The 19,290-nt window shown below is 70.9% G+C and carries 16 protein-coding genes; 12 read left to right on the plus strand and 4 right to left on the minus strand.

Features of this window, described 5'->3' with window-relative positions; translation table 11 throughout:
* Positions 1 to 18 precede the first annotated feature (18 nt).
* The 9 genes from AB0C26_RS03070 (at position 19) to AB0C26_RS03110 (ending at position 7,669) form a co-directional block, all read left to right on the plus strand.
* Entirely contained in the window at positions 19 to 411 is a 393-nt protein-coding gene (locus AB0C26_RS03070; RefSeq protein WP_360240605.1) for a methyl-accepting chemotaxis protein, read from the plus strand.
* Between the two features lie 8 nt (positions 412 to 419).
* Positions 420 to 830: a YchJ family metal-binding protein gene (locus tag AB0C26_RS03075; protein ID WP_360240608.1), complete on the plus strand. Its 411-nt coding sequence runs from the start codon at positions 420 to 422 to the stop codon at positions 828 to 830.
* Between the two features lie 22 nt (positions 831 to 852).
* Positions 853 to 1,707: a tryptophan 2,3-dioxygenase family protein gene (locus AB0C26_RS03080; RefSeq protein ID WP_360240611.1), complete on the plus strand. Its 855-nt coding sequence runs from the start codon at positions 853 to 855 to the stop codon at positions 1,705 to 1,707.
* Positions 1,704 to 2,900 carry a kynureninase gene (kynU, locus tag AB0C26_RS03085; RefSeq protein WP_360240614.1) on the plus strand — a complete coding sequence of 399 codons (1,197 nt, stop codon included), beginning with the start codon at positions 1,704 to 1,706 and terminating at the stop codon, positions 2,898 to 2,900. The genes AB0C26_RS03080 and kynU overlap by 4 nt, the downstream gene beginning before the upstream one ends.
* On the plus strand, positions 2,897 to 4,156 hold the full coding sequence (locus tag AB0C26_RS03090) for an amidohydrolase (RefSeq protein ID WP_360240617.1): 1,260 nt from the start codon (positions 2,897 to 2,899) through the stop codon (positions 4,154 to 4,156). Before kynU ends, AB0C26_RS03090 begins: the two co-directional genes overlap by 4 nt.
* A gap of 54 nt (positions 4,157 to 4,210) precedes the next feature.
* A complete protein-coding gene (locus AB0C26_RS03095) occupies positions 4,211 to 4,810 on the plus strand; it encodes a DedA family protein (protein WP_360240620.1) in 600 nt (199 codons plus the stop codon).
* A 379-nt stretch (positions 4,811 to 5,189) separates the two neighbouring features.
* Positions 5,190 to 6,215 carry a histidine kinase gene (locus AB0C26_RS03100; RefSeq protein WP_360240623.1) on the plus strand — a complete coding sequence of 342 codons (1,026 nt, stop codon included), beginning with the start codon at positions 5,190 to 5,192 and terminating at the stop codon, positions 6,213 to 6,215.
* Positions 6,206 to 6,841 carry a response regulator transcription factor gene (locus AB0C26_RS03105; RefSeq protein WP_360240626.1) on the plus strand — a complete coding sequence of 212 codons (636 nt, stop codon included), beginning with the start codon at positions 6,206 to 6,208 and terminating at the stop codon, positions 6,839 to 6,841. The genes AB0C26_RS03100 and AB0C26_RS03105 overlap by 10 nt, the downstream gene beginning before the upstream one ends.
* Positions 6,842 to 6,850: 9 nt before the next feature.
* Complete coding sequence (locus tag AB0C26_RS03110) at positions 6,851 to 7,669, plus strand: SDR family oxidoreductase (protein WP_360240634.1); 819 nt, start codon at positions 6,851 to 6,853, stop codon at positions 7,667 to 7,669.
* Between the two features lie 88 nt (positions 7,670 to 7,757).
* Here AB0C26_RS03110 and AB0C26_RS03115 read toward each other — a convergent pair whose 3' ends face one another.
* Positions 7,758 to 7,910 carry a hypothetical protein gene (locus AB0C26_RS03115; protein WP_360240637.1) on the minus strand — a complete coding sequence of 51 codons (153 nt, stop codon included), beginning with the start codon at positions 7,908 to 7,910 and terminating at the stop codon, positions 7,758 to 7,760.
* A gap of 159 nt (positions 7,911 to 8,069) precedes the next feature.
* On the opposite strand from AB0C26_RS03115, the gene AB0C26_RS03120 reads away from it, so the two are divergent.
* Positions 8,070 to 9,116 carry a M48 family metallopeptidase gene (locus AB0C26_RS03120; protein WP_360240640.1) on the plus strand — a complete coding sequence of 349 codons (1,047 nt, stop codon included), beginning with the start codon at positions 8,070 to 8,072 and terminating at the stop codon, positions 9,114 to 9,116.
* Between the two features lie 42 nt (positions 9,117 to 9,158).
* Here AB0C26_RS03120 and AB0C26_RS03125 read toward each other — a convergent pair whose 3' ends face one another.
* The 3 genes from AB0C26_RS03125 to AB0C26_RS03135 are packed head-to-tail and all read right to left on the minus strand — an operon-like array spanning position 9,159 to position 15,308.
* Positions 9,159 to 10,919 (minus strand): S9 family peptidase, encoded by a 1,761-nt coding sequence (locus tag AB0C26_RS03125; RefSeq protein WP_360240643.1) that lies wholly within the window; start codon positions 10,917 to 10,919, stop codon positions 9,159 to 9,161.
* 20 nt (positions 10,920 to 10,939) lie between these two features.
* The gene (locus tag AB0C26_RS03130; protein WP_360240645.1) at positions 10,940 to 12,712 is read right to left on the minus strand and encodes an N-acetylglutaminylglutamine amidotransferase; all 1,773 of its coding nucleotides are present in this window, start codon (positions 12,710 to 12,712) and stop codon (positions 10,940 to 10,942) included.
* A gap of 19 nt (positions 12,713 to 12,731) precedes the next feature.
* Complete coding sequence (locus tag AB0C26_RS03135; RefSeq protein ID WP_360240648.1) at positions 12,732 to 15,308, minus strand: carboxylate--amine ligase/circularly permuted type 2 ATP-grasp protein; 2,577 nt, start codon at positions 15,306 to 15,308, stop codon at positions 12,732 to 12,734.
* Between the two features lie 167 nt (positions 15,309 to 15,475).
* Between AB0C26_RS03135 and AB0C26_RS03140 the strand changes: the two genes are divergently transcribed.
* Entirely contained in the window at positions 15,476 to 16,552 is a 1,077-nt protein-coding gene (locus tag AB0C26_RS03140; protein WP_360240651.1) for an NAD-dependent epimerase/dehydratase family protein, read from the plus strand.
* Positions 16,553 to 16,641: 89 nt separating this feature from the next.
* A complete protein-coding gene (locus tag AB0C26_RS03145) occupies positions 16,642 to 18,777 on the plus strand; it encodes a SulP family inorganic anion transporter (RefSeq protein WP_360240654.1) in 2,136 nt (711 codons plus the stop codon).
* The last annotated feature ends 513 nt before the right edge of the window (positions 18,778 to 19,290 follow it).

Consider the following 19,290-nt stretch of genomic DNA (forward strand, 5'->3'; position numbering starts at 1 on the left):
GCCGCAAGGGGAGGCGCGATGACCGATGCGGATCAGCGGCTCGCCGAGGAACTGGCGAGCGCCACGGAGGCGGCGGCGCGTGCTGCGCGAGCCGCCGCCTCGGTGATCGAACGGCTGGCCGCCGGCAGCGCCGAGATCGAGCAGGTCGTGCAGCTCATCGCCGTGATCGCCAAGCAGACCAACCTGCTCGCCCTCAACGCCACCATCGAGGCCGCCCGAGCCGGCGAGGCCGGTAAGGGCTTCGCCGTGGTCGCCGGTGAGGTGCAGAAGCTGGCCGCCCAGACCGCCACCGCCACCCAGCGCATCGACTCCGAGGTCGACGGCATCCGCACCGGCACCGCCAGCGCCGTCGAGGCGGTCGGCAAGACGATCGCCGAGCTGGAACGTTGTCAAAGAATGATCAGCGGTTAAATGGAGCCATGGCGAAGAAGACGACCACCGCGTGCCCGTGCGGGCGCGGCCTGCCGTACGCGGAATGCTGCGAGCCGATCCACCGGGGCGGGAAGCCGGCCACGGCCGAGGCGCTGATGCGGTCACGGTTCTCCGCCTTCGCGCGCGACGACGACGCGTACGTCCTGCGGTCCTGGCATCCGAAGACCCGCCCAGCGAGCATCGAACCCGACCGGCACCTGCGCTGGACCGGCCTGGAGATCCTCGAGACCGAGCGCGGCGGCATGTTCGACACCGAGGGCGTCGTCGAGTTCCGGGCCCACTACACCGATCGCGGCAAGCCGGGCGACATGGTCGAGCGCAGCCGCTTCGTGCGCCACGACGGTCAGTGGGTCTACTGGGGTCCGATCCTTACCAACGGGTCACTCGCCAATGTCTGAGGTCGTGTGATTCCCTTCAGGGATGGCACCTGACCAGCGACCGATGGAGGACGGCATCGTCCGTGACTTCAAGGTCAACCTTTCGTACGGCCGCTATCTGCACCTGGACGAGATCCTCGGCGCCCAGCACCCGGTCAGCGTCCCCGAGCACCACGACGAGCTGCTGTTCATCCTGCAGCACCAGACCTCGGAGCTCTGGCTCAAGCTGGTGCTGCACGAGCTGCGCGCCGTCCAGCGGTACCTGGCCAAGGACGACCTGCGCCCGGCGCTGAAGGGCCTGGCCCGGGTCAAACACATCCAGCGCACCCTCACCGAGCAGTGGTCGGTGCTGGCCACGCTCACCCCGAGCGAGTACTCGGAGTTCCGCAGCTTCCTCGGCACCTCGTCGGGCTTCCAGTCGTACCAGTACCGGGCGGTCGAGTTCATGCTCGGCAACAAGGACCGCCGCATGCTGTCGCTCTTCGACGACGATCAGGCGGCCCGCGAGCTGCTCGTCGAGGCCCTCGAAACCCCGAGTGTGTACGACGAGTTCCTGCGCTACCTGAGCCGGCACGGCCACGACATCCCGGCCGAGCAGTTGCACCGCGACGTCGCCGAGCCGCACCACTTCGACGAGGACCTGGTGCCGGTCTTCGTGCGGATCTACAGCGATCCGGAGCGGTTCTGGGAGGCGTACGAGGCCTGCGAGGAACTGGTCGACCTGGAGGAGAACTTCCAGCTCTGGCGCTTCCGGCACCTCAAGACCGTGGAGCGCACGATCGGCTTCAAACGGGGCACGGGCGGGTCCAGCGGCGTCGATTTCCTGCGCAAGGCGCTTGACCTGACGTTCTTTCCCGAGCTGTACGCCGTACGCACTGAGATCGGAGCCACGAGTTGACCGACCCGCACGCCCTGGACGCGGCCGACCCGCTGGCGCCCTTCCGCGACCGCTTCCTGACGGCCGACGGCGTCGCCTCCTATCTGGACGGCAACTCGCTCGGCCGTCCGCTGAAGGCCACCGCCGACCTGATGGACGAGTTCATCCGTACGCAATGGGCGAATCGTTTGATCCAGGGCTGGACCGACGGCTGGCTGGAGTGGCCGATCACGCTGGGCGACCGGCTCGGCAAGATCGCCCTGGGCGCGGCCCCCGGCCAGGTGGTGGTGGCCGACTCCACCACCGTGCTGATCTACAAGCTGGCCCGGGCCGCCGTGGACGCCCGCCCCGGCCGCCGCCGCGTGGTCCTGGACACCGACAACTTCCCCACCGACCGGTACGTGCTGGAGGGCATCGCCGCCGAACGCGGCCTCGAACTGGTGTGGATCTCCACCGATCCCGTCTCCGGTGTCGAGCCGGCCCAGGTGGCCGAGGTCGTCGACGAGCGCACGGCCCTGGTCCTGTTCAGCCACGTCGCGTACCGCTCGGGCTGGTTGGCCGACGTCGCCGAGATCAACCGGATCGCCCACGAGGCCGGCGCCCTGACCATGTGGGACCTGTGCCATTCGGCCGGCTCGGTACCGATCGAGCTGGACGAGTGGGGCGTCGACCTGGCCGTCGGCTGCACCTACAAGTACCTCAACGGCGGCCCCGGAGCGCCGGCGTTCGCCTACCTGCGCGGCGGCCTCCAGGAGGAGCTGCGCCAGCCGATCCAGGGCTGGATGGGCCACCGGGCGTCGTTCGAGATGGGCCCCGGCTACGAGCCGGCGAAGGGTTCACGGGCCATGCTCAGCGGCACCCCGCCGATCTTGGCCATGGTGCCGCTGCACGCCAACCTGGACGTCCTGCAGGAGGCGACGATCGAGGCCGTACGGGAAAAGTCCCTGCTCCTGACCTCGTACGTGCTGGACCTGGCCGACGAGTGGCTGGTGCCCCGCGGCGTCGAGGTGGTCAGCCCCCGCACCCCGGCCCGCCGAGGCGGCCACATCACGCTGAAGCGCCCCGGTTTCGAACAGCTCCTGGAGCCCCTCTGGTCGGCCGGCGTGATCCCCGACTACCGCCGCCCCGACGGCCTGCGCATCGGCCCGGCCCCCTTGAGCACCAGCTTCGCCGAGGTCCACCACGGCTTGTCCACCTTGCGCGACCTGCTGTGACCCTCCCCCTGACCGCCGACTCAATCTGGTGGGCGGGCCGCCTCCACACAGGCGCCGCCCTCCACCCCACCACTGCCCTTCACCATCCCCACGCCGCCCCCCTCTCCCACCCCGGCACCGCCGCCCTCGACCAGCCCAACACCGCGCCCCTCCACCAGCCCAACACCGCGCCCCTCCCTCAGCCCGGCGCTGGCGCCTTCCACCAAACCCACGCCGCCGCACTCCCCCAGCCCGGCACCGCCGCCCTCCCCCAACCCAACGCCGCCACCTCCCACCAACACGACGCCGCCGTCCAGCCCGACGACGCCGCCCTCCAGCCCCATTCCGCCGCCGTCACCCATCCGGACATTTCCGATTTCTCCCTCGCGACGGATTTTTCCGGTGAGGCGACGCGCCTGCCCGGGACGCTGTTGCCGGGCCTCGTCGACGCGCACGTGCACTCCGCGCTGGTCGACCTCGCGACCGTGCGGGCCGGCGGCATCTCCGGTGTGTGGGACCTCGGCGGTGAGCCCTCCACAGTGGCCGCGCTCGCCAAGGACCACCAGCGGCGCAAAATGCCGTACATCCGATATGCCGGCCCCTTCCTGACGGCACCCGGCGGCTACCCGAGCGACCGCGCCTGGGCCCCCGCCGGCAGTTGGCGGGAGCTCCGCTCCCCCGCCGACGCCGTCGAGGCGGTGGCCGAAGCGAAAGCTCACGGCGCCACCCTCATCAAGGTCACCGCCAACGCCGGCGGCCCGCTGCTCTCCCCCGCGATCATGGCCGCGGTCGCCGGGCAGGGGCTCCCGGTGGTCGTCCACGCCGAAGGTCCCGGCACTGTCCGCCTCGCCCTCGAATCGGGCGCCGCCTACCTCGCGCACACCCCCTGGACCGAGCCCCTCGACCCCGGCCTCGCCCGCGACTGCGCCGCCCGCATGACGTGGATCAGCACCCTCGACATCCACGGCTGGGGCGAGCCGACCCCCGAGTCGGTCACGGCCGTCGCCAACTTGCGGCTTTTCCGGTCGTACGGCGGTCAGGTCCGCTACGGCACCGACCTCGGCAACGGCCCTCTCCCACCCGCCGTCAACCCCCGGGAGGTACGCCTGCTGCAGTCGGCCGGCCTGACCCCGAACGAGATCCTGCAGGCGATGACCGGCGACGGCCTGTCGTGGATTCCCGGTGGTCTCGACCTCGACCCGGCCCGGTTCGCCGACTCGCTGGCCACCGCGCGGGTGCTCGACGAGTCCGTACACCCTGCGGTTTTCCCCAGGTAAGCCCGGCGGCCGTCCTCATGGTCCGGTGATCGCCCGATTTCTACTGTCGATCACATGACTTCCTTCGTCACCGACCTGGTGGAACGTTTCGGCGGCCCCGGCGCGGGCCTGGCCGTAGCCCTGGAGAACCTGTTCCCGCCGATCCCGAGCGAGGTGATCCTGCCGCTGGCCGGTTTCACGGCCGGCCAGGGCCGGATGAACCTGATCGCCGCGATCGCCTGGACCACGCTCGGCTCGGTGGTGGGCGCGGTCGCGCTCTACTACATAGGCGCCGCCCTCGGCCGCGACCGGGTGCGGGCGATCGCCGCCCGGCTGCCGCTGGTCAAGGTCAGCGACCTCGACCGTACGGAGGCCTGGTTCGCCCGCCACGGCACCAAGGCCGTCTTCTTCGGCCGCATGATCCCGATCTTCCGCAGCCTGATCTCGGTACCGGCCGGCGTCGAACGGATGCGGCTCACCACGTTCCTGCTGTGCACCACCCTCGGCAGCCTCATCTGGAACGCGACCTTCGTGCTGGCCGGCTACGCGCTCGGCGCCAACTGGACGGCCGTCGAGTCCTATGTGGGCGTACTGCAGAACGTGGTGATCGCCGCCTGCGCCCTGCTGATCGCTTATTTCGTCGGCAGTCGATTGTTGCGCGGGCAGAATGGCTGAGGTGACCGCCGAACGACCACCGATCCGGCCGCGGCACCCGCACGGCCGGAACGGCGGACAGCCAGCGTCAAGCCCAGCCTCGGCACCGGGGCAGCCGGAACCAGCGCAACCGCAACCACCGCAACCGGAACTGGCACGGCCGGAACCGGCACGGCCAGATCCGGGCCGGCCGGAACCGGAGCGGCCGGAACTGGGACGGCGGCCTCTCGGCCGGCCAGAACCAGAGCGACCGGAACTGGCGCGGCCGGAACCAGCGCGACCAGAACCAGCGCGACCGGAACTGGCGCGGCCGGAACCAGCGCGACCAGATGCGGGGCGGCCGGAACGGAGGCCGTGGGATCTCAGGCGGCGGGCTCTGGGACGGCTGATCGGGGCTCTCGTGGCCGGGACGGTGAGTGGTGTCGTCGAGGCGCTGTTTCTCGTGGTGGCGGTGATTTCGGCGTTCCGGCCGGGTCTGTATCCGTACGCGCGAAGGCTTGCCGAATTTGAACGTCGCCGGCTCGGGGTCGAGCCGGTGCGCTTCGATGAGCGGCGGGCCTTCCGGTATCTGGCGGCGCGGCTGCTGCCGGCGTTTCTCGGTCTGCTGACCGTCGGGATGCTGCTGGTCGGCGTGGTGCTGGCCGGCATCGTGGTGCGGTCGGTGGCCACCGGGGCGATGTCGGTCGCGGGGTTGCTGGAGCAGGTGCTGTTCGGCTCGGCGCTGCTGCTGCTCGATCTTCAGGCGATGGCCAGCACGCTCGCGCTGGACCGGCGGCTGCTGCGGGCGCTGCTCGCCTCGGGGACGCGTTCCGAGTTGGAGCGGCGCATCACCGAACTGACAGTCAGCCGGGCCGGTGTGATCGCCGCGGTCGACGCCGAGCGGCGGCGGATCGAGCGGGACCTGCACGACGGACTGCAGCAGCGGCTGGTCGCGCTGGGCATGCTTCTGGGGCGGGCCCGACGCTCGCCGGACCGGGCCGGCGAACTGCTCGCGCAAGCCCACGAGGACGCCCAGCGGGCCATCGACGAGCTGCGCGAAGTGGCGTGGCGAGTCTATCCGTCCGCTTTGGACCATGGCACGCTCGACGACGTGCTGACCATGGTGGCCCAGCGCTCCCCGGTGCCCGTCCGAGTGACGTACGAACTGGTGGAACGCCCCCCGCGACCGATCGAGACCGTCCTCTACTTCGTCGCCTGCGAGGCCATCACCAACACCGCCAAGCACGCCGGCGCTACGGTGATCACCGTGCGGCTGACCCCGGGAGTGGAGATGGTGATCAGCGACGACGGCGCCGGCGGCGCCACCCTCGACGGGCCGGGGCTGCACGGCCTGGCCGACCGGGTGGCCGCCCTGGACGGGCGTTTCGAGCTGGACAGCCCGGCCGGCGGCGGCACCACGATCCGGGTCTCGTTGCCGTGCGGATAGTGCTCGCCGAGGACTCCACGCTGCTCCGCGAAGGGCTGGTCCGCCTCCTGGCCGACGAGGGCCACGACGTCGTGGCCGCCGTCGCCGACGCCCCGGCGCTGATCGACTCCGTGGCCGAAAATCGACCGGACGTCGTCGTGACCGACGTCCGTATGCCGCCGACCAGCACCGACGACGGGCTGCGGGCCGCCCTGGAGATCCGGCGGCGATGGCCGTCGACCGGTGTACTAGTACTTTCGCAGTACGTCGAGAAGCGCTACGCCTCCCAGTTGCTGGCCGACCGTTCCGACGGTGTCGGATATGTGCTGAAGGACCGGGTGGCCCAGGTCGAGGATTTCCTGGACGCCCTCGACCGGGTCGCGGCCGGGTCGACGGCGCTCGACCCCGAGGTCGTACGGCAATTGATGTCCGGCACTTCGGGTTTGACCCGCCTCACCCCGCGCGAGAACGACGTGCTGCGCCTGATGGCCTCCGGCTACACGAACGTGGCGGTGGCCGAGCGCCTGTTCGTGTCGCTGAGCGCCGTCGAGAAACACGTGAACGCCATCTTCGACAAGCTCGACCTGGCCGCCGCCTCCGACTACAACCGCCGGGTCCTGGCCATCCTGCACTACCTGGACTCGTAGGCTGGCCTCATGATCGTGGTGACGGGCGCGACCGGGCGCCTTGGTGGACGAATTCTGCAACGCCTGGACGCTTCCCCGCGCCTGCTGGTCCGGGACGCTTCCCGGGCGCCGGCCGGCTACGAGGTGGCGGTCGCCACCTACGACGACGGCGACGCCGTTCGGCGGGCGCTGACCGGCGCCGGCACGGTCCTGATGGTGTCGGCCGCCGAGGCCCCCGACCGCGTCGCCGAGCACACCAGCTTCGTCGACGCCGCGGCTGCGGCCGGCATCGGCCATCTCGTGTACATCTCGTTCGCCGGGGCCTCGCCCACCGCGACCTTCACCCTGGCCCGCGACCACTGGGCCACCGAGCAGCACATCCGGGCCAGCGGCCTGCCCTTCACCTTCCTGCGCGACAGCCTCTACGCCGACTTCCTCCCGTTCATGGTCGGCGACGACGGCGTCATCCGCGGCCCGGCCGCCGACGGCCGCGCCGCCTTCGTGGCCCAGGACGACATCGCCGACGCCGCCGCGGCGGTCCTGCGCGACCCGGCCCCGCACGCCGGCCGCACCTACACCCTGACCGGCCCCGAGGCCCTGACCATGTCCGAGGCCGCCGCCGCCCTGACCGCCGCCGGCCACCCGGCCCGCTTCCACAACGAGACCCTGGAAGAGGCCTACGAGTCGAGGCGCAAATACAACGCCCCCGACTGGCAGCTCGACGCCTGGGTCAGCACGTACACCGCGATCGCGGCCGGCGAGCTGGCCGAGATCACCTCGGACATCCCCACCCTGACCGGCCACCCCGCAACACCCCTGGCCGCCCTCCTGCACAGGAACAAGCCCTGACCAGGGCCGTCTACTAGTAGTGGTATCGAGGTCGTTCCGCAGGATTTCCGGTTTGCCGATTCCTTGGCCTTCTGGGTCTCGTGTGATGTCAGCGACCAGCCCGCCACTGCTCGACGCTCTCCGCCAGCCGTTTGGCGTTGGCCGGCGATCGGATCTCGACGGGCGTGTGATCCGCGTTCACCCGTTCGATCAGCGGAAGCAGGGGCTTTCGTGCCTGGCCGGCGTCGATCGCGGCAGTCACGGAGCCTCCGCGAGCGGTGTGCTGAAGACGGTACCGCTGGGCGGGCCGGGCGTCGGCCGAAAGTCGTAGTGGGCGTGAGGGGTTTCCGGCTCTGAGCGGATGTGCGCGGTGGGGGTGGTGCGGGACTCTCGAACACGATCACGGAGAGAGAGGGTCACGATGACCATCGACGACGACAATCTGCCCAGCCGTAGCCGGGTGGTGCTGACGGGGATCAGTTCGCGGGCCTGGGAGCATCCGGCCGATCGGGGGGCTCTGACGGCTCTTCGGGAGCTTCGGGGCTTCGACGACGTGGTTCGTGGGCTGTTCGGCATGTGGAACGAGCGCGGGTTCCGCCTGTCGTATCTGGCCGGGGCCATCCGGGTCGGGCAGGGGCAGTACCCGCGGGTGCACCGGCTCTTCGGGGAGGCGGCCGCTTCGCTCGACGTGGCGGAGCTGCCCGAGGTGTACGTCAGCCAGTCACCGGTCATCACGAGCAAGGCGATCGGGATGGACCGGCCGTTCGTCGTGATCAGCACGGCCGCCGTGGAGAAGCTCGACGATGACGAGCTGAGGACGCTGCTCGGGCGTGAGATCGGGCACGTGCGCAGCGGGCACGCCGTCTACCAGACCATCATGACCGTGCTGACCCGGTGGGTGACCAGCGTGAGCTGGCTGCCGGTGGGTGCCCTCGCCCTGCGGGCGATCATCGCGGCCATGTACGAGTGGTGGCGCAAGGCGGAGCTGTCGGCCGACCGGGCGGCGCTGCTGGCGGCGCAGGATCCGGGGGCGTCGCTGCGGCTGTTCATGAAGCAGGCCGGTGGCGGCGACCTGTCGCAGATCGACACCGCGGCGTTCCTGGCCCAGGCTGCCGAGTACGAAGGGGGCGGCGACCTGCGGGACAGCATCCACAAGATCGGCATGACCGCGTTCAGCTCCGAGCCGGTGCCGGTGGCCCGGGCCGCCGAGCTGCAGAAGTGGGTCGACTCGGGGGACTACGCGCGCATCCTGGGTGGCGACTACCCGCGCCGCGACGACGACCGGGACGCCTCGGTGACCGCCGACGTCAAGGCCGCCGCGGCCAGTTACCGGGACAGCTTCCGCGACTCCAGCGATCCGCTCGTCAGCTTCGCCCGCAAGGCCGCGGGCGGGGCCGCCGACCTGGTCGGCTCGGCCGCTCGCGGCGCACGCGGCTGGGCCCGGGGCAGCGACAACAGCAACAACTGATCTTCCGGGCGGCGCGGAATCGAGGCCGCGCCGCCCGGAATCTCACGCCAGGTGCTGAAGAAGCCAGTCGACCGTCTCGCGCAGGTAGTCGGCCCGGGACGAGCGGTGCAGCAGCTCATGGCCCTCGTCGGGGAAGAGCAGGAACTTGTGGGGTACGCCCCGGGCGGCCAGCGCGGCCACGACCTGCTCCGCCTCGATGAGGGGGACGTTGCTGTCGTTCTCGCCGTGCACGACCATCAGCGGGGTGCGCAGCCGGTCGATCCGGGTGATCGGCGACAGGTCGGCCAGCAGGTCGCGGTCGGTCACCGGGTCGCCGTACTTGCTGACGGCGGCCGCGGCGATCCACGGCTCGGTGTGTTCGTAGAAGGTGGCGAAGTTCGACATGCCGCACACGTCGATGCCGGCGTCGAACAGGTCGGGGAACGTCACCAGCGCGGCCAGGGTCAGATAGCCGCCGTACGAACGGCCCATGATCCCCAGGCGCGAGGCGATGCCGTTGTCGAGCAGGTAGGACGCGCACGTGCGTACGTCCGCAATCGCGTCGTGGCGAAGCCCGAGGTTGTCGGCGTTGACGAAGCTGCGCCCGAACCCGGACGAGCCGCGCACGTTGGGCGCGAAGACCGCGATGCCGCGCGCGGCCAGCGACTGGAAGAGCGGCCCGTGTCCGGGCCGCTCCTGGGCTTCGGGACCGCCGTGGAACCACAGGACTGTGGGATGCGGCCCCGGGCCGGCCGGGCGGAACAGCCAGCCGGTCAGCGTCAGGCCGTCGTGGGCCGGGAAGGTCTCCAGGGTGGGCCGTACGGCGCCCGGCTCGGCGGGCTCGGCCGAGACCGGCACCACGCCGGTGCCGTTGAAGACCCACACCCCGTGCGGCTGGCCGGGCCCCTCCGCGGTGAAGGCGAGCGCCGACCCGTCGTGGCTCCAGGCGAGCCCGCTGACCACGGAGCCGGGCAGCGGAGCCAGCCGCTGCCACGATATTTCCGACAAATTAACCAACGAGACCTCGGACTCGCCGCCTCGGACGTTCCACAGCACCGCCGCGCGGCCGCCGTCGGCGGTGATCGTGAACGACTCCGCCTCGGCGTTCTCGGAGGTGGCGACCACCTCGACCGAGCCGTCGACGACCCGGATCAGCACCGGGAACTCGCCGGTCTCGCTGCGCGCGTAGATCGTCGTGCCGTCCGGCCCGAAGACCGCCTGCTCCCCCGCCGTCACGTAGGAGTCGACGCCGGTGGCCAGGTCGCGGACCGCGATGTGCCGGCTGCCGCGCGGGCCGACCCGCAGCAGCGCGCGACCCTCGGCGACGTCGAGGAGCGAGATCAGCTCGCCCGTGCCGACGACCGTCCGGTCGCCGGTGACCGGGTCGATCAGCAGGGCGGTGGTCAGGTTCTCGGTGAGCGCCAGCAGCGACCGCCCCGGCAGCCAGCGCATGTTGTCCGCCGTGTCCGCCCCGAAGCCGGCCACCTGGTGCAGCTGGGAGCCGTCCGGCCGGACCAGCCACACCTCGTGCCGGGGCGCCCCGCCGGGCGCGACCGAGCAGGCCAGCCAGCCGCCGCCGGTCGACCACTGGACCGCCGCGACCGGCGCCTCGCCGGTGTCGACGAGGAACGCCAGGTCGCTGCCGACCGGCTGGACCCACACCTGCGGGCGGCCGCCGCGGTCCGAGACGTACGCGCAGTGCCGCCCGTCCGGCGACAGCGTGGGTGACCAGCTTCCGGAGACTTCCGAGGGGAACGGTTTCGTGAGGGGGGAAAACCCTACGGGCAGCACAGTGACGTCGACACGGTTGAGCTGACCGGTCATACGGTTCCTCCCTCGAATGGCTAGATTCCCTTGTCCTGCAGCCACATCTCCAGCAATGCGAGCTGCCACAGCTGGTTCGCGCCGAGCGTCGTACGCGGGGTGTTCGGGTCGGCCAGCAGGGAGTCGACGTAGTCCTGGCGGAACAACGCCCGCTCCCGGGCAGCCGGCGCGGTGAGCGCGTCGCGGACCTTCTCCAGCATCGCTCCCTCGAGGTGCCGGATGCCCGGTACCGGGAAGTATCCCTTTGTCCGGTCGATCACCTCGTCGGGCACGACCCCGCGGGCCGCCTCCTTGAGCACCCCCTTGCCCCCGTGCGCCAGTTTCAGTCCGGGCGGGCAGGCCGCGGCCAGCTCGACCAACTCGTGGTCGAGGAACGGTACGCGAGCTTCCAGCCCCCACGCCATAGTCATGTTGTCGACCCGTTTGACCGGATCGTCGACCAGCATCACCTGAGAGTCGAGCCGCAACGCCGCGTCGACCGCCGTCTCGGCTCCGGGCCGCCCGAAACTCGCCGCCACGAACTCGCGGCTCACGTCCTCGCCGATCAGCCAGTCCGGGTTGAGCTGCTGGGCCAGGCGGCTGTGGGGACGATCGAAGAATTCCTTGGCGTACGCGTCGACGGCCCGCTCGAGGGGCACGTCCGCGAGTGGCGGATACCAGCTGTAGCCGGCCAGGATCTCGTCCGCGCCCTGCCCCGATTGTACGACTTTGACGTGTTTCGACACATCTTCGCTGAGCAGGTTGAACGCGACGCAGTCGTGGCTCACCATCGGCTCGGCCATCGCCGCCACGGTCCGGTCGACAGCGGGCAGGAACCTGTCCCGGCCGATGCGGATCTGGTGGTGCTCGGTGTCGAACTGCTTGGCGATGATGTCGGAGTAGGCGAACTCGTCGCCGGTCTCGCCGCCCGCCGCCTCGAACCCGATGCTGAACGTGGTCAGGCCGCGCTGACCCTGCTCGGCCAGCAGGGCCACGATGTAGCTGGAGTCGATGCCGCCCGAGAGCAGCACGCCGACCGGCACGTCGGCCACCATCCGGCGCTCCACCGCCACCTTGAGCTTCTCGTGGATCAGCTCCGGCCACTCGCCGTCGGTGATGCCGGACAGCCGCGTGTGCGACGCCTCCCAGTACACCCGGTCGGTCGACGACCCGTCGGCGCGGATGACGCGCACGGTGGCCGGCGGGAGTTTCCGTACCCCCGCGACAATGGTCCGGGGGGCCGGCACCACCGAGTGGAACGTCATGTAGTGCTGGAGCGCGACCTTGTCGATCGACGTGTCGACGTCGCCCGCGGCCAGCAGCGCCGGCAACGTCGACGCGAAGCGCACCCGGCCCGGCTTCTCGGCCAGGTAGAGCGGCTTGATCCCGAGCCGGTCGCGGGCCAGCGTCACGGTCCCCGAGTCGTGCTCGACGATCGCGAAGGCGAACATGCCGAGGAAGCGGGTCACACAGTCGGCGCCCCAGCGGTGGTACGCCTTGATGATCACCTCGGTGTCCGAGGTGGAGAAGAACTTGTAGCCGTGTCCGCGCAGCTCCTCACGGAGCTGCCGGTAGTTGTAGACGCAGCCGTTGAAGACCAGGGTCAGGCCCAGGTCCTCGTCGGTCATCGGCTGGGCACCGGCCTCGGACAGGTCGATGATCTTCAGGCGGCGATGGCCGAACGCCACCGGCCCCCGGGCCCACAGTCCCTCGCCGTCCGGACCGCGCGACTCCAGGCACGGCAACATCCGCCGGACGGCTTCCACCTCGGCCGCCCGGCCGTCGTACCGGAGTTCACCGGCGATCCCACACATACAGAACCTCCCCTGTCGTTTAGCTGAGCAGCCACGTGTCCTTGGAGCCGCCGCCGCGCGAGGAATTGACGATCATGCTGCCCGCGGGCGCCACCCGGGTCAGCGCGGCCGGGGCGACCACCGACTCGCGGCCGGTGAAGATGAAGGCGCGCAGGTCGACGTGGCGCGGGGCGAGCTGGTGGCCGTCGAAGACCGGGTGCGTCGAGAGCTGCACGACCTCCTGGGCCACCCATCGGTGCGGGGCGGTGCGGATCTGACGCCGTACGGCCGCCAGATCCTCCGCTTTCGCATGGGGACCGATCACGATGCGGTCGCCGCCGTAGCCGTCCACCGGCTTGCAGACCAGCTGATCGAGCCGGTCCAGGACCTCGGCCCGCTGCTCCGGGATGCCGCACAGATAGGTCGGCACGTCGGCCAGCAGCGGCTTCTCGCCCAGGTAGTACTCGATCAGCTTGGGCACGTACGCGTACACGGCCTTGTCGTCGCCGATGCCGTTGCCGAGCGCGTTGGCCAGCACCACGGTGTCCGCGTGCAGCGCCGTGATCAGGCTCGGCCCGAGCGGCATCCCGTCCGCGCCCGGCGAGTGCACCAGGCTGTCCTCGCCCATCCGCAGGTAGATGACGTCGACCCGGCGCCGCTTGCCGTCGCGCATCCGGTAGACGACGCCCTCGTCCACGAACAGCTCCGTGCTGCGCACCACCGGCACGCCCATCTCCTCGGCCAGCATCCGGTGCTCGAACCAGGCCGAGTCGTCCGGGCCCTGGCTCAGCACCACGACCTTGGGGTCGTCGCCCGCGGCCGGGCGGGCCGACTCGATCAGCGCCCGTTTGAGCAGCGCCGGGGTGTCCTCGACCGAGATCAGGCCGGACGGCTCGGGCAGCTCCGGGAGCACGCTGTGGGTGAGACGGCGGTTCTGCATGGCGTACGCGATGCCGGACGGCACCCGCAGGTTGTCCTCCAGCACGCACCACTCGCCGGTCTCGTTCCGGACCAGGTCGACGCCGGCCACCTGGGCCCGCACCCCCGCGTGGGCGACCAGGGCGCCGCTGGGCCGCAGCTCCGGCGACCCGTCGATCACCCACTCGGGCACGACACCGTCGCGGACCACTTCCCGGTCCCCGTACACGTCCTGAATGAAAAGGTCGAGGGCACGCACCCGCTGGACCAGGCCGCCGCGCAGGGCGCTCCAGTCCTCGGCCGGCACGATCCGCGGCACCAGGTCGAACGGGAACAGCCGGGTCGCCGCCTCGCCGGCCACGCTGAACGTGATGCCCCGCTGGCGCTGCTCGTCGTCGCGCGCGTCCTCCCGGCGGCGCAGACCGGCCGAGCCGAGAGCTTTCAGAACATTCACCACTCCCGCGTACGCCGGTGTGGGCTCGCCACTGGCGAAAGCCTCGTCACCGGTACGCGCGTACGGGAAGAGCCCCGCCGGAACCGACTGGCCCACCGGGCCGATGCCCGTGGCCCCGCCCCGCGTGTCGGCCACCAGCAGGTCGACCACGTCGGAGATCCGCCCGCGCCTGGTCATGGCCCGGCGCTGACGGGTGGCCGAGCTGCCCCGGCTGAGCGCCCGCACCGACAGGTCGAAGACCTGCTCCCAGTCGCCCAGCCGCTCCAGCTCCGGGCGCAGCTCGCCGACCAGCCGCTCCACCGCGAGCGCGGCCGGAACCGGCTCCGGCCCGCGGCGCAGGTCGAGCAGGTCGCCCTCCAGCCCGGAGCGGGCGGACCGCCACATGGCGGCCCGGTGCAGTGGCGGCTGTACTCGCTTCACGGGATGGCCGGCGCGGTAGTCCTCGCGGGCGCGCAGCACCAGCGCCCGGAACAACCCGGCCAGCAGCACGACGGTGTCCACGTCCGGGCTGGAGTCGGTGACGCGCAGCTCCACGGTCGGCACGTGCGCCGACGGGCGGACGTCGAAGTACACCATCTTGGGGTCGGTGATGGTGCCCGAGGCGATCAGGTCGGCCACCAGCTGGTCGTGCTCGGCGGCCGAGTTCAGCACGCCGGGGTCGCCGGCGGTCGGCCAGCGCAGCCACACCAGCGAGCGCACGCTGGCATAACCCGAGTCCTCACCCATCCAGTACGGCGAACTGGCCGACAACGCGAGCAGCGTGGGCAGCGCCGAGGTGACCCGCTGGGCGACGGCTACCGCCTCGTCCCGGTCGGGCACGCCCACGTGCACCTGCGCGCCGCAGATCAGCTGCTCCCGGGCCAGCAGCTGATAGTCGTCCAGCATCCGCCGGTAGCGCGACGTCGGCGTCACGGGCAGTGACTCCAGGTCGACCAGCGGGACCGTTCCCGCGGCGACCAGGCCCAGCCCGAGCGACTCGGCGACCGTGATCGCCTCCCGCCGGCGGCCCGCGATGCCCTCGCGCAGATCGTCCAGAGTGTCGCTGACCGGGGTGTTCGTCTCGACCACGGAGCGATGCAGCTCGGCCGAGAACTTCGACGGGTCGAGCTGGTCGAGCACCTCCTGCGCCCGCGGCACCAGCTCCCGGGTGACCAGGTCGACGACGTGCAGCTCCTCCTCGACACCGAGGGTGAGCTCCTGAGAGCGGTGTGCCTCGCTCGCCGTGACGCTCAGAGATTCTGTCATGAGACCGCCTTGTTCCTAGCCCGACTTGACCCCGAGCCTCGCCATCACATGTGCCGATCCTGTTCCGTGCCCATTTCCAGCTCGCGCCGAACATCCCCCCGGGCGGTGGCCCTCGGTGATGCGCACACCCTGTAACCTCGGCCCCGTTCTCACACCGGGAGGTTTTGATGAGCAATGTCGTCGTGGTGACCGGCTCCGCCGGCCTGATCGGCTCCGAGTCCGTCCGGCACTTCGCCGGTCTCGGCATGGACGTGGTCGGCATCGACAACGACATGCGGCAGTACTTCTTCGGCACCGACGGCTCCACCCGGTGGAACCTCGACCGCCTGGTCAAAGAGGTCGGCGAGCGCTACACGCACCACAACATCGACATCCGCGACCGGGACGGCATCGCCGCCCTGCTGGCCCGCTACGGCAAGAGCGTCGGCCTGGTGATCCACGCGGCCGCCCAGCCGAGCCACGACTGGGCCGCCAAGGAGCCGTTCACCGACTTCGACGTCAACGCCGGCGGCACCCTGAACATGCTCGAGGCCGTACGCCAGCACGCGCCGAACGCCTCGTTCATCTTCACCTCGACCAACAAGGTGTACGGGGACACCCCCAACCGCCTGCCGCTGGTCGAGGAAGCCTCCCGTTACGAGCTTCCGGCCGGTCATGAGTTCTACGACGGCATCACCGAAGAGATGTCGATCGACCAGACCCTGCACTCGGTCTTCGGCGCGTCGAAGGTCGCGGCCGACGTCATGGTCCAGGAGTACGGCCGCTACTTCGACATGCCGACCGCCATCTTCCGCGGCGGCACGCTGACCGGCCCCGGCCACTCGGCGGCCGAACTGCACGGCTTCCTGGCGTACGTGATGCGCTGCGTCATGGAGCAGCGGACGTACCACATCTACGGCTACAAGGGGAAGATGGTCCGCGACGCCATCCACTCCCACGACCTGGTCACGGCGTTCGAGGCGTTCCACAAGGCCCCGCGGGTGGCCGAGGTCTACAACATGGGCGGCGGCCGCTTCTCGAACTGCAGCCACATCGAGGCCTTCCAGATCGCCTCCGAGATCACCGGCCTGGAGGCGAAGACCGACTACGTCGACCAGGCCCGCACCGGCGACCACCAGTGGTGGATCAGCAGCACGGCCCGTTTCGAACAGCACTACCCGGACTGGAAGCTCACCTACGACGTCCCCGCCATCCTCCGCGAGATGTACGAGGCCAACCAGGACGTCTGGAAGCCCACCGCGTGAGCTGAGTGGAGCCGGGCAATTGCCTGTGGCTTACCTGTAGGTGCTCGTGCCGTAACGGATGGTTAACCGACGCTCGGTACATTTCCGGCATGTCCGTCTTGAAGGTAATCCGTCATGACGTGCCGGCGTCGATCGTGGTCTTTCTGATCGCGATCCCGCTGTCTCTCGGCATCGCCGCGGCCTCTGGGGCTCCTCTGCTTGCCGGGCTGGTGGCCGCCGTGGCCGGCGGGGTCGTCGTGGGGGCCCTCGGTGGGGCACCGTTGCAGGTCAGCGGGCCCGCCGCCGGGCTCACCGTGATCGTCGCGGGCACCATCGCGAACTACGGGTTCGCGGCCACCGCCGCCATCGTGGCGCTGGCCGGAGGCGTACAGGTGCTGCTGGGCCTGGCCCGTCTCGGACGTGCCGCCCTGGCCCTGTCGCCGGCCGTGGTGCACGGCATGCTCGCCGGCATCGGGCTGGTCATCGCGCTCAGCCAGATCCACGTGGTCCTCGGCGGGGCGCCGCAGAGCGACGCCTGGCACAACCTGCGGGAGCTGCCCGCCCAGATCCTGGGGATACACGGCGTCTCGGTGCTGCTCGGCCTGCTCACCATCGGCCTGCTGCTGCTCTGGCCGCGCCTGGTCCGCACGTCACTGCTGCCCGCCGCCCTGGTCGCGGTCGTCGTCACCACCGTGGTGTCGGCGCTGATCGGCGCCGACGTGCAGCGGGTCGACCTGCCCGAGAACCCGCTGTCCGAGCTGGTGGTTCCGCGCTGGCCCGACGCCGGAGCCGGCGAGATCGCCCTGGCCGTGCTGACCATCGCCCTGGTCGCCAGCGTCGAATCCCTGCTCTCGGCCGTGGCCGTCGACCGCATGCACGACGGTCCCCGGGCCGACCTCAACCGGGAACTGGTCGCCCAGGGCGCCGGCAACACCGTCTCCGGCCTGCTCGGCGGGCTGCCGATCACCGGCGTCATCGTCCGCAGCTCGACGAACGTCGGCGCCGGCGCCCGCACCCGCGCCTCGGCCATCCTGCACGGCGTGTGGGTCGCCGGCTGCGTGCTCCTGCTGGCCGGCCTGCTCGAGAAGATCCCGATGGCCGCGCTGGCCGCCGTGCTGGTCGTGGTCGGGCTTCGGCTGATCAGTCTGGCCCAGATCAAAATTTACGTACGCCATCGCGAGCTCCCGACCTACCTGATCACCGCGGTCGGCGTGGTCGCGACCGACCTGCTGACCGGGGTGGCGCTGGGCCTGGCCGCCGCCGTCGCCGTGATGTTGTGGCGGGTCGCGCGGTGCGACATCCGGACGGCCGAGCCCGGCCCCGGCGAAACGGTCGTCACGATCACCGGCACGCTGGCCTTCGTCGGCTCGGGCCGGGTGGCGCGGGCGCTGGCGGCGATCCCCGCCGGCCGGTCGGTGGCGGTGGAACTGCACCTGGACTACCTGGACCACGGCGCGTTCCAGGTCATCGACGACTGGCGGGAGGCGTACGAGAAAGCAGGCGGAACCGTCAGGGTCAGAGAAACCCACGACGGTTGGTTCCACCGGGCCACAAGCGGCCGGCTGGGCGCCGGGAAGACGACGCCGCGGCGCTTCGGATCGTGGTCGCAGTGGCAGAACCTGGACCGCCAGAAGCGCGACGCCATGGCCGCCGGCATCCAGGAGTTCGAGCGCAGCGTGGCCCCGCTCGTACGCCCGCACCTGGCCGGCCTGGCCCGCGACGGCCAGGCTCCGGAGCAGCTGTTCATCACGTGCGCCGACTCCCGGCTGGTCCCCAACCTGATCACCACCAGCGGTCCCGGGGACCTGTTCTGCGTCCGCAATGTCGGAAATATCGTGCCTCAGTACGGCACGGGGGATTCGTCGGTGGGGGCGTCCATCGAGTTCGCGGTGGAGGTGCTGCGGGTCAGCACGATCACAGTCTGCGGCCATTCCGGCTGCGGCGCCGTCCGCGCGCTGATGACCGGCGGCTACACCCCCGACCGCCCCTTGGGCCGCTGGCTCAGCCAGTCCGGCGTCGACTTCACCGACTGCGGCGACGAGGAAGGCTGCGTCACCGCGAACGTCGCCCAGCAGCTGGCCAACCTGCGCACCTACCCGGTGGTCCGCGAGGCCGAGGCCGCCGGCCGCCTGACCTTGACCGGCCTCTACTTCAACTTGGCCGAGGCCCGCATGTACACAGTCGACGAGTCCAACGGCACCCGCACCCCACTGCCACCACCGGTTCCGCTACCCGCCGCAAGCTGACCCCACGGGCGAAAGGGCCCCGCACCCGTCATACCGAACCCCCGCGACACGCGACGTGACCCGCCGACGGGGAGGACTCGCGAGGTGACCCCGCCGATGCGGAAGGCCCGTCCGGTCACCACCGCCAAGTGAGCCCGCGGCGCGGAGGGTCCCACCCTGGGGCCTTCCGCGTTCGGGCAGGGCCGAGTCGGAGTACTCCTCCCCTCCCAAAACCGCTCCGCGTCCGCGTCGGGGATCAGCGACTTGTCGGCCGCCTGACGGAACGCCCCGAGCCGAACTCCGGCCAGGCACCCACCAGCTCCTAATGCCGCCGGTGCAGCTCGTTCTCGCAGCGCCGGAACGTGCCCCGGCACTCAAGTGCCCGCGCCACTGACGGCGGCACGAAAGCCTGCGACGGCGGAGGCGAAGTCCCGCCGCAGAGGCGAAGTCCCGCCGCAGAGGCGAAGTCCCGCCGCAGAGGCGAAGTCCCGCCGCAGAGGCGAAGTCCCGCCGCAGAGGCGAAGTCCCGCCGCA

The organism is Actinoplanes sp. NPDC048796 (assembly GCF_040650035.1).
Lineage (GTDB): Bacteria > Actinomycetota > Actinomycetes > Mycobacteriales > Micromonosporaceae > Actinoplanes.

Bases quoted from the DNA above. Each gene is read 5' to 3' on its own strand.
- AB0C26_RS03135 (WP_360240648.1), bottom strand. From the start codon at position 15,308: ATGACAGAATCTCTGAGCGTCACGGCGAGCGAGGCACACCGCTCTCAG.
- AB0C26_RS03120 (WP_360240640.1), top strand. From the start codon at position 8,070: ATGACCATCGACGACGACAATCTGCCCAGCCGTAGCCGGGTGGTGCTG.
- AB0C26_RS03080 (WP_360240611.1), top strand. From the start codon at position 853: ATGGCACCTGACCAGCGACCGATGGAGGACGGCATCGTCCGTGACTTC.
- AB0C26_RS03125 (WP_360240643.1), bottom strand. From the start codon at position 10,919: ATGACCGGTCAGCTCAACCGTGTCGACGTCACTGTGCTGCCCGTAGGG.
- AB0C26_RS03095 (WP_360240620.1), top strand. From the start codon at position 4,211: ATGACTTCCTTCGTCACCGACCTGGTGGAACGTTTCGGCGGCCCCGGC.
- AB0C26_RS03145 (WP_360240654.1), top strand. From the start codon at position 16,642: ATGTCCGTCTTGAAGGTAATCCGTCATGACGTGCCGGCGTCGATCGTG.
- AB0C26_RS03075 (WP_360240608.1), top strand. From the start codon at position 420: ATGGCGAAGAAGACGACCACCGCGTGCCCGTGCGGGCGCGGCCTGCCG.
- AB0C26_RS03130 (WP_360240645.1), bottom strand. From the start codon at position 12,712: ATGTGTGGGATCGCCGGTGAACTCCGGTACGACGGCCGGGCGGCCGAG.
- AB0C26_RS03140 (WP_360240651.1), top strand. From the start codon at position 15,476: ATGAGCAATGTCGTCGTGGTGACCGGCTCCGCCGGCCTGATCGGCTCC.
- AB0C26_RS03110 (WP_360240634.1), top strand. From the start codon at position 6,851: ATGATCGTGGTGACGGGCGCGACCGGGCGCCTTGGTGGACGAATTCTG.
- AB0C26_RS03070 (WP_360240605.1), top strand. From the start codon at position 19: ATGACCGATGCGGATCAGCGGCTCGCCGAGGAACTGGCGAGCGCCACG.